Below are 7892 nucleotides of genomic sequence, written 5' to 3'. Positions count from 1 at the left end.
TCGGTATCTCCAATATTCCGAAAAATCAGCCGAACCGGCTCATGACGTAGGGCGAAGGGTCGGCGAACGGTGTTTCGCCGGTCATCATCTCCGCAAGGAGCCGGCCGGTGGCCGGGCCGAGTGTCAGCCCGTGGTGATTGTGGCCGAAGGCAAACCACAGGCCCCTGTGGCGCGGCGCCGGGCCAATGATGGGGCGCATGTCCGGCAGGCAAGGCCGCGCGCCCATCCACGGCGTCGCCTCGACACGCCGGCCAAGCGGAAAGATCGTGCGGGCATGTGGCTCCGTCTGGTCGATCTGGACGGGCGTCGGCGCTTCGTCTCTTGAGGCAAATTCAATGCCGGTCGTTAGGCGAATTCCCTTGGTCATCGGAGCCAGCAGGTAGCCGCGCTCGGCATCGACGATGGGATGGTTGAGAACGGCTTCGCCTGCCGGCTCGATATGCACATGGTAGCCGCGCTTGACGGCGAGCGGCACGCGATATCCGAGGCGACCGTAGATCGCGTCCGACCATGGGCCGAGTGCCACCACCGCCTCCCGCGCGTGAACGACGCCGCCATTCGCCCGAATGCTCCAGCCGTTCTTGTCCTGGACAAGCGTCGTCGCATCGGCCTTGAGGATCTCGCCGCCCTTGCGCACGAAGAGTCCGGCGTAGTCCTTCACCAGCCCGCCGGGATCGGCGACCGTCGCCGGATCGAGCCAATGCACGGCGCCGGCAAAGCGGCCGGCAAGGTGCGGCTCGCGCGCCGCAAGGTCCGGCGGCCCCAGGAACTCGTAGCGGATTCCGAACTCGTCCAGTGCACGCGCGGCAAGTTTGGCTGCGGCAAACGCCTTTTCCGTGCGATAGGCTTCGATCCAGCCCGAATGGCGAGCCTTGCTGAGGATGCCAGCCTCATCCATCAACTCCCTATGCTCGACGACCGAACGCTCGATCAGTGGCAGCATGTCCACCGCGGCCCGCCGCAGGCGTCGGCTGGAGGACTCGAACCAGAAACGGGCGATCCAGGGCAGCAGTGTCGGCAAAAACGTCCAGCGAAACCGCACGTCGGCAGACCGGTTCGTCGCATACTTCAGAAGCGTCGCAATATCCCGCGGACAGCCATAGGGGATGACGCTCGCCCGCTCGATGAGGCCGGCATTGCCATGGCTCGTCTCCTCGCCGGGTGCGCGGCGATCGACCAGAAGCACGGTTTTTCCCCGCTTTTGCAGGTGAAGCGCTATGGATACGCCGACAATTCCGGCACCAAGGACGAGTACATCTTTTGCTGGGCTGGCGCTCTGAGGCATAGGCTGTAATCCGGATCGACAAGAACGAAATGATTGTTTTCTAACTTTAATTCCAGCAATGTCAGCTATATAACCTCCCTCGAGGGGCATCGATCGGAGGCCTGCCGTGCTGGAGCATTGTGCACGCGGCACTATCCGGGAACCGAGCGAACGACGGGAGGCAGACGGCAGGCAAATGCGAAACCAGAACTGGATGGACAACAGCTCGGTGCGCCAGCGGCTCACCAAGGCACTGACGGAAGCGTCGGCCTCGGGCAAAGCGCTGGCAAACTTCATGCTCGCCAATATCAGCGCCCTGCCTTTCGAGACCTCGCGCAGCGTCGCCGACAAGGTGGGCGTCAGTGAGCTGACGGTCGGCCGCTTCTGCCGGTCGATCGGCTACGATGGGTTCAAGGAGCTCAAGGAGTCGCTCAAGGACGACATCAGCGACAGTCCCTGGTTGCTCGGTGACCGGCTGCGCGATCTGCAGCAAAAGAGCGCCGCCTACGACACGCTGGCACGCAGCCTGGAGCTCGCAGTTGCCTCCGTGGTGCGCGTCTACGAACATGCCCATACGGATGCGTGGAACCGGGCGGCCAAGCGCATCGCGGAGGCCGACCGGGTGTTTGTTGCCGGTTTCCAGACCGAGCGCGGCCTTGCCGAGGCTTTCGTCCACATGCTGCGGTATCTGCGTGACAACGTGCAGATGGTCGATATTGCCGGCGGTAATTTCGCAGAGGTTCTGCTGACGGATCCTGTCGGCTGCACGCTGGTGCTGATCGATGCGCGGCGTTACTCCCGCCAGTGCGAACTGCTGGCCGCAAAGGCAGCCGAGCGAGGCATCCCCATCACCATCATCACCGATCTCTATTGCGACTGGGCCGCGAGCTATGGCGACGAAGTCTTCGCCGTACCGACGGACCTCAATCTCTTCTGGGACGCGACCTCCGGCATGTGGACGCTGATGCAGTTGCTGCTCAACAGCGTGTTCGCCCACCGCGGACCTTCGGTCGAGGCGCGATTGAACAGCGTTGCTGACCTCTACGAGAGCTTTGTCGGCTATTCCCGGGGACAGAAGTAGCGGCGTGACCGCGCCCATCGACCTAGCCATGGGACGAGATGAATTTGCGGAAGCGCTCAGAGCGCGGTGCCGTGAAGACTTCGGCCGGATCGCCATCCTCCTCGACCAGCCCCTGGTGCAGGAAGATGACGCGGTTCGAAACATCCCGGGCAAATGCCATTTCGTGGGTGACGACGAGCATGGTGCGCCCCTCGTCAGCCAGACCCCGCATAACCCGCAGGACCTCGCCGACCAATTCGGGATCGAGTGCCGAAGTCGGCTCGTCGAACAGCATCACCTTCGGCTTCATCGCAAGCGCACGGGCGATCGCCGCACGCTGCTGCTGACCACCGGAGAGATGCGCCGGGTAGTAGTCGCGCTTGTCGGCGATGCCGACCTTGGCGAGCAGGGCCAGTGCCTCGTCGCGGCATTCGCCCTTCGGCCGCTTCTGCACATGGACCGGCGCTTCCATGACGTTTTCGAGGATCGTCATGTGGGACCAGAGATTGAAGCTCTGGAACACCATGGCGACATTACTGCACAGGCGGCTTAGCTGTCGGGCATCTGCAGGCTGTCGGCCATGGCGGCTGTCCTTCAGCCGGATCGCCTCGCCTTCGATGCGAATCTCGCCATCGCTCGGCACTTCCAGCATGTTGATGCAGCGCAGCATCGTCGATTTGCCGGAACCGGACGAGCCGAGCACGGAAATGACCTCGCCTTCCCGCGCGTCAAAGGAAATGCCCTTCAGCACTTCGAACGCGCCGAAACTCTTGCGCAGGTTTCGGATGGAGACGGCAGGCGTGGTGGATGCAATATCAAGCATGGTGCAACGCGGCTCCGGAAGCAGGGGACGGGGCGGGGCGCAGGTCGGGCGTCAGCCACCATTCGACGAGCGCGACGAGACGAGTGATGACAAAGTTCAGCGCGAGGTAAAGAAGTCCGGCAACGACGAAGACTTCCAGGGCCCTGTAGGACTGGGAGATGAGCTTGGCGGCAAGGCCGGTGACTTCCAGCATCGTGATGACGGACGCGAGCGAGGTTGCCTTCACCATCAGGATGATCTCGCTGCCATAGGCCGGCAGTGCCTGGCGGAAGGCGATCGGGAAAATGATACGACGGTAGAGCAGGAGGCCCCACATCCCGCAGGCACGCGCCGCCTCGACCTGCTGGCGTGGCACGGCCTGCAGGCCGCCGCGCAGGATCTCGGATGCATAGGCCGCCGTGTTGAGGCTCAGGGCGAAGATCGCACACCAGTAAGGCTCACGAAAGAACCCCCACAGCCCCCAGGCCTGTAGCGTAGGCCGGAACTGGCCGAGGCCGTAGTAGATAACGAACATCTGCACGAGGAGCGGCGTGCCGCGAAAAATGAAGACGTAGAACTGCGCCAGCCAGCTGGCGGGACGCCACGACGACAGGCGCATCCACGTCAGCAGTACGGCGAGCACGCCACCGAGCGCAGTCGAAACCAGGGCCAGTTTGAGCGTCAGGGGCACCCCGGACAGGAGCTGCAACAAAGTTCCCCAAAGGAAGGCGAAATCCATCATGCCCTCCTGACGCCACGCAGCGAGCGCGCTTCCGCCTGGCGGAACAGGTAGGAAGAGACTGCTGTGATCACGAGATAGAGAAAGGCGGCCGTGATATAGAAGTCGAAGGGCCGGCGCGTCGACCCGGCGGCAATCTGCGATTGGCGCAGCAGTTCCACAAGGCCCGTCACGGAAATCAGCGCCGATTCCTTCAGCACGAGCTGCCATGTGTTGCCGAGGCCGGGAATGGCATAACGCAGCACCTGCGGAACGATGATGCGCCGCAGGCGAAGTGCGGTACCCATGCCCACCGAGCGCGCCGCTTCCAGTTCGCCGCGGCTGATCGTGTTGAACGCGCCGCGAAAGACTTCCGCCTGGTAGGCGCCGGAGACAACGCCAATGGCGAGTACACCAGTCAGGTAGGCAGGCATGCCGATGAAGCCGTCTGCACCGAAGAGCTGCCCCACAACACCGAGCGCGGCGCTGCCGCCGAAGTAAAAGAGATAGATAACGAGAAGGTCAGGAATGCCGCGCAGTACGGTCGTGTAACCGTCGCCGAATATGCGCAGCGTCCTGCTGCGGGAGATCTTTGCGCCGGCGACGCCCGCACCGATGACCGAACCGGCTGCAAAGCCGCCGGTGGCGACAGCAAGTGTCATTCCGGTCGCTATCAGGAGCGCGGCGCCCCACCCATCGGGACCAAAGCCGACGAGTTCCAGGAAGGTTGGATCCTGCATCAGACCCCTCCCCGACACATAGGCGCGCGGGCGCCATCGGGGCCAGTTGGCCGCCGTTCCTCTGCCATTGCTGTTCCTCCTCCGGCCCGCACTCCTCGCAGACCCGCACCCATTCGGGCTATGTCAGCTTTATAACGTATACAATTTTCCTGTCAATTAACTGACGATGTATCTCATGGAAATTCGGACTCTGATGGAGAAATCCGCATATAACGAATGGAAAAGCGCATCCATTCGCTATCTCCATGCGGGTCCCAGCGGTGAAGCTCGACGAAGGAGGCGATGATTGCGAACGTTCCTGGCCTCATGATCGAAACAAATCGCATGCATAAATAACGCAATATAGGATACATATTTCAATCAAAACGAAGGTAATGCCGCGACAGGGATGCATCGCCCTGGCCTGTCCGCAGGCCGTAGGCTCCGATCGGAAATGGCGCCTGTTCAGTTGAAAAGTGGCGGCAAGCATCAGCCTTATGCTGGCCTCCTTGAACGACAAAAGCCCCCGGCGTTGTTCACTCGGGGGCATTTTGCGAAGGCGAAATCTGGGCGCGTTTGTTCCGCAAGACCAAAACCCGTCGTGCCTCTTTGCTAAGCCCGTCTGCTGATGAAAAGGGAAAAGACCTCGGACTTAGGTCCGAGGTGGACTGGCAAAGGTCCTAGCTGCATTGCCCATTCGGAAACCAGCCGCCATGCTGTCCAGGCGCCAAAGAGCATCGGACTGCCCTCCGTCCATTGGCGCTAGTGATCCCAGAGCGCTCGCCCCGGTCCCAATCGACCAAGCGCTCTGGGGTCCACCCATCCAAGCAATCCCAGCTCCGAACTTGAGATCGACTTCGTCTCGGCCGGTTCTTCGCACACTCCCCAGCGGAAATGTCGGCCGCAGTGAAACTCCATCCGGAAATCAAGGAACTCATTCCCGACGCCGCCGTGAATGGTATCCAGACGCGCTGTTCGATGTGATGTGCCGTCTTGAGCGCCATCAGACCGCGGCCGACGCCCGCCGGCGCGGCTTGACCGGTTGTAGAAGTCCGTGCGCCAAGAGGATTGACGGTCAGCAACCCCTAGTGCATCTATTCGCACCATGAGCAACTTGCCTGCACCATCCATGAGGAAAGGCCGCAACCTGCGGACTGCCTCAGTGTGCGTGTGCGGCGGACGAGGTCTTCGCGTCCAGTCGTGATGCCGCGCGTCTATGCGCGCTCGACTGGACGTAAAGCATTCACCTCATCCTTCAATGGCTACCAGGAGAGTAGGCCATGCTCAGCATTCTGAATGTAAATTCGCTCGTGCATTGGGAGGAACGCGAAATCCTCCGGCGCGAGGCGTTCATCCGCCACTTCTCGGAAGAGGTCAGAGCCTTCCTCCGCTCGATCAATCCCGCATGGGACATGCGCCGCGTCGAAGCGCCGACGCTCATCCCCCGCCACATGATCTCCGATGCCTACGAGAACACCGACATCTGGGCTCAGGAAAGGATCGCAGGGACCGAGACCGAACTCGTCCTCCGACCGGAGACGACACCGTCTACCTACGCCTACATGACCCACCTCCTCGACACCCACTCAGGGGCAAAGCTGCCCCTTTGCGTCTGGCAGGCCGGCCGCTCCTATCGTCGCGAGCAAGAGCAGACCACCGCCCACATGCGCCTGAAGGAATTTTGGCAGATGGAGTTCCAGGCAGCTTTCACCGCCGACACAGGCATGGACTATCACGCGGCATGCCTGGAACCAGTCCGAAAGATGATTGCATCGATGATCAACCTTCCAACCCGGATCGTTGAATCCGATCGGCTCCCGAGCTATTCGCAGGTTACGATGGATATCGAGATCGACAATGGCTTCAAGTGGATGGAAGTCTGCTCAATTTCACGCAGGACCGACTTTCCGAGAAAATTCGCCTCCCGGTCGAAAGGTGGCGCAACGCGCGAGCACGACGTCCTCGTTCTCGAGATCGCTATCGGCCTCGATCGGTGCCTCCACAATTGGGCGATAGCAGCGGACCAAGCATAGCGGGAAGGCGACAGCGCAAGGTCGTCTCGGCCAAGCACTGAGGCGACCGTCCAAAGCGAGCACGCCAAAATGCCGTTGGGCGCGTGACCTCATCCCGCCGATCGGAGAAGCGCCGGCGATTGGCCGGGCTCGTCGCCGGCACTGATGCGCCGATAGCTGATCTTACGAGCGAGCCAGCAGCCAATTGTGAGGCCTGCAACCATACCGGCGGCGTTGCGCTCCACTTGGACGGTCCAATCGCCGGGAGGAGCGGCATCCATCGAACGCCTTGTCGTGATGATCCAGATGTCCTCGGCCAGAACGTACATGCGTTCCATCGGCCCCGTGCCGAGCATTCCCCTGAATAGGGCGTGCACGGCACCGCCACGGGCCTCGATCTCAAGATGAGCCTCTAGCTCGTCCGACCAGTAACACCCGGCAATGGCGAAGCCATCGGCCCACTCGATGGGGACCAGGGGACGAGCCGTTACCCGGAGGTTTTCGTTTTCGCGCTGCATCACGAGCAGCTCGCCATCCTTTTTCAAGCTGACCGCGTGACCACGGGCGACGCCGTCGGCCGAAACCGTGAGCCGCGCCGCCGACGGCGCGTAGTACAGCTTGACGCCAGTCGTGTCCTGGGCGGTCCGCACGACGAGGCCCTGTTCCTCATCGAGCCAAAGGCCATCCCAATTTTCGGGACGCATGGTGTCGCTGGCAGGTTCGCGACCGAGCGCAGCGCTTAGAAGGGCGGTGGCAGCTGTGAAAGTGCTGGTGTCATGGTTGAACATGACCACGACGGAAAGTCGTTCCTCCGCCGCATGGAGCCGGAAGGAGCTGAACCCCCGCAGGCCCCCGCCATGCCCGGTGATCTTGATGCCTCCGACCGTGTCGCGGCGAAGCCCGTAGCCATAGCTGGCCGGCGATCCGTCTGCGTAGGTGACCGGTACCGACAAACGATTGTAGAGACTGCGGGGGTCATTGCGGGTCGCGTCAATATGCAGTTCCCAGGCCAGCAGATCGTCGAGCGATGCGGCAATACCGGAGTCGCCGAACCAAAAGACACCGTTCTGCGCCGGCAGAAAGCCGACGTCGTCGTTACCCTCATAGCCGACCACGCCGTCGAGCGGAAAACGGGTGTCTGCGGCGAGTTCCGCGGTTTTCATACCAGCTGGCGCGAAAATGCGCTCGGCCATAAGCTCACCGAACGCGCGGCCCGTTCCCCGCTCGATGAGTTCGCCAATCATTCGAAAGTTGGCATTGTTGTAGGAGATGGGGTGGTTGCCGTCCTCCCCTAACAGCACGGGAACTATGCCAGGA

The 7892-nt window shown here is 61.9% G+C and carries 7 protein-coding genes; 2 read left to right on the top strand and 5 right to left on the bottom strand.

The window, feature by feature from the left end:
• Nucleotides 1-25 precede the first annotated feature (25 nt).
• Nucleotides 26-1285, bottom strand: a complete 1260-nt coding sequence (locus I8N66_RS31050) for an FAD-binding oxidoreductase (protein ID WP_291162370.1) — start codon at nt 1283-1285, stop codon at nt 26-28.
• Nucleotides 1286-1460: 175 nt separating this feature from the next.
• Between I8N66_RS31050 and I8N66_RS31045 the strand changes: the two genes are divergently transcribed.
• Nucleotides 1461-2345, top strand: a complete 885-nt coding sequence (locus I8N66_RS31045; RefSeq protein ID WP_291162368.1) for a MurR/RpiR family transcriptional regulator — start codon at nt 1461-1463, stop codon at nt 2343-2345.
• Between the two features lie 22 nt (nt 2346-2367).
• Here the strand turns inward: I8N66_RS31045 and I8N66_RS31040 are convergent, their stop codons facing one another.
• The 3 genes from I8N66_RS31040 to I8N66_RS31030 are packed head-to-tail and all read right to left on the bottom strand — an operon-like array spanning nt 2368 to nt 4584.
• Nucleotides 2368-3147, bottom strand: coding sequence for an ATP-binding cassette domain-containing protein (locus I8N66_RS31040; RefSeq protein WP_291162366.1), 780 nt, complete (start codon nt 3145-3147; stop codon nt 2368-2370).
• Nucleotides 3140-3865, bottom strand: coding sequence for an ABC transporter permease (locus I8N66_RS31035; protein WP_113537304.1), 726 nt, complete (start codon nt 3863-3865; stop codon nt 3140-3142). Before I8N66_RS31035 ends, I8N66_RS31040 begins: the two co-directional genes overlap by 8 nt.
• Entirely contained in the window at nt 3865-4584 is a 720-nt protein-coding gene (locus tag I8N66_RS31030; RefSeq protein WP_291162363.1) for an ABC transporter permease subunit, read from the bottom strand. Before I8N66_RS31030 ends, I8N66_RS31035 begins: the two co-directional genes overlap by 1 nt.
• A gap of 1259 nt (nt 4585-5843) precedes the next feature.
• Here I8N66_RS31030 and I8N66_RS31025 point away from each other — a divergent pair.
• Nucleotides 5844-6596: an aminoacyl--tRNA ligase-related protein gene (locus tag I8N66_RS31025; RefSeq protein WP_113537306.1), complete on the top strand. Its 753-nt coding sequence runs from the start codon at nt 5844-5846 to the stop codon at nt 6594-6596.
• A gap of 89 nt (nt 6597-6685) precedes the next feature.
• On the opposite strand, the gene I8N66_RS31020 is transcribed toward I8N66_RS31025, so the two are convergent.
• Nucleotides 6686-7892 (bottom strand): D-aminopeptidase (locus I8N66_RS31020; RefSeq protein ID WP_291162361.1); only part of this gene is annotated, 1207 nt, incomplete at its 5' end.

Source organism: Ensifer sp. SSB1, assembly GCF_016652895.1.
GTDB lineage: Bacteria > Pseudomonadota > Alphaproteobacteria > Rhizobiales > Rhizobiaceae > Ensifer.
The sequence above is the reverse complement of the archived record's forward strand: the minus strand, read 5'-3'. Positions and strand labels throughout refer to the sequence as shown.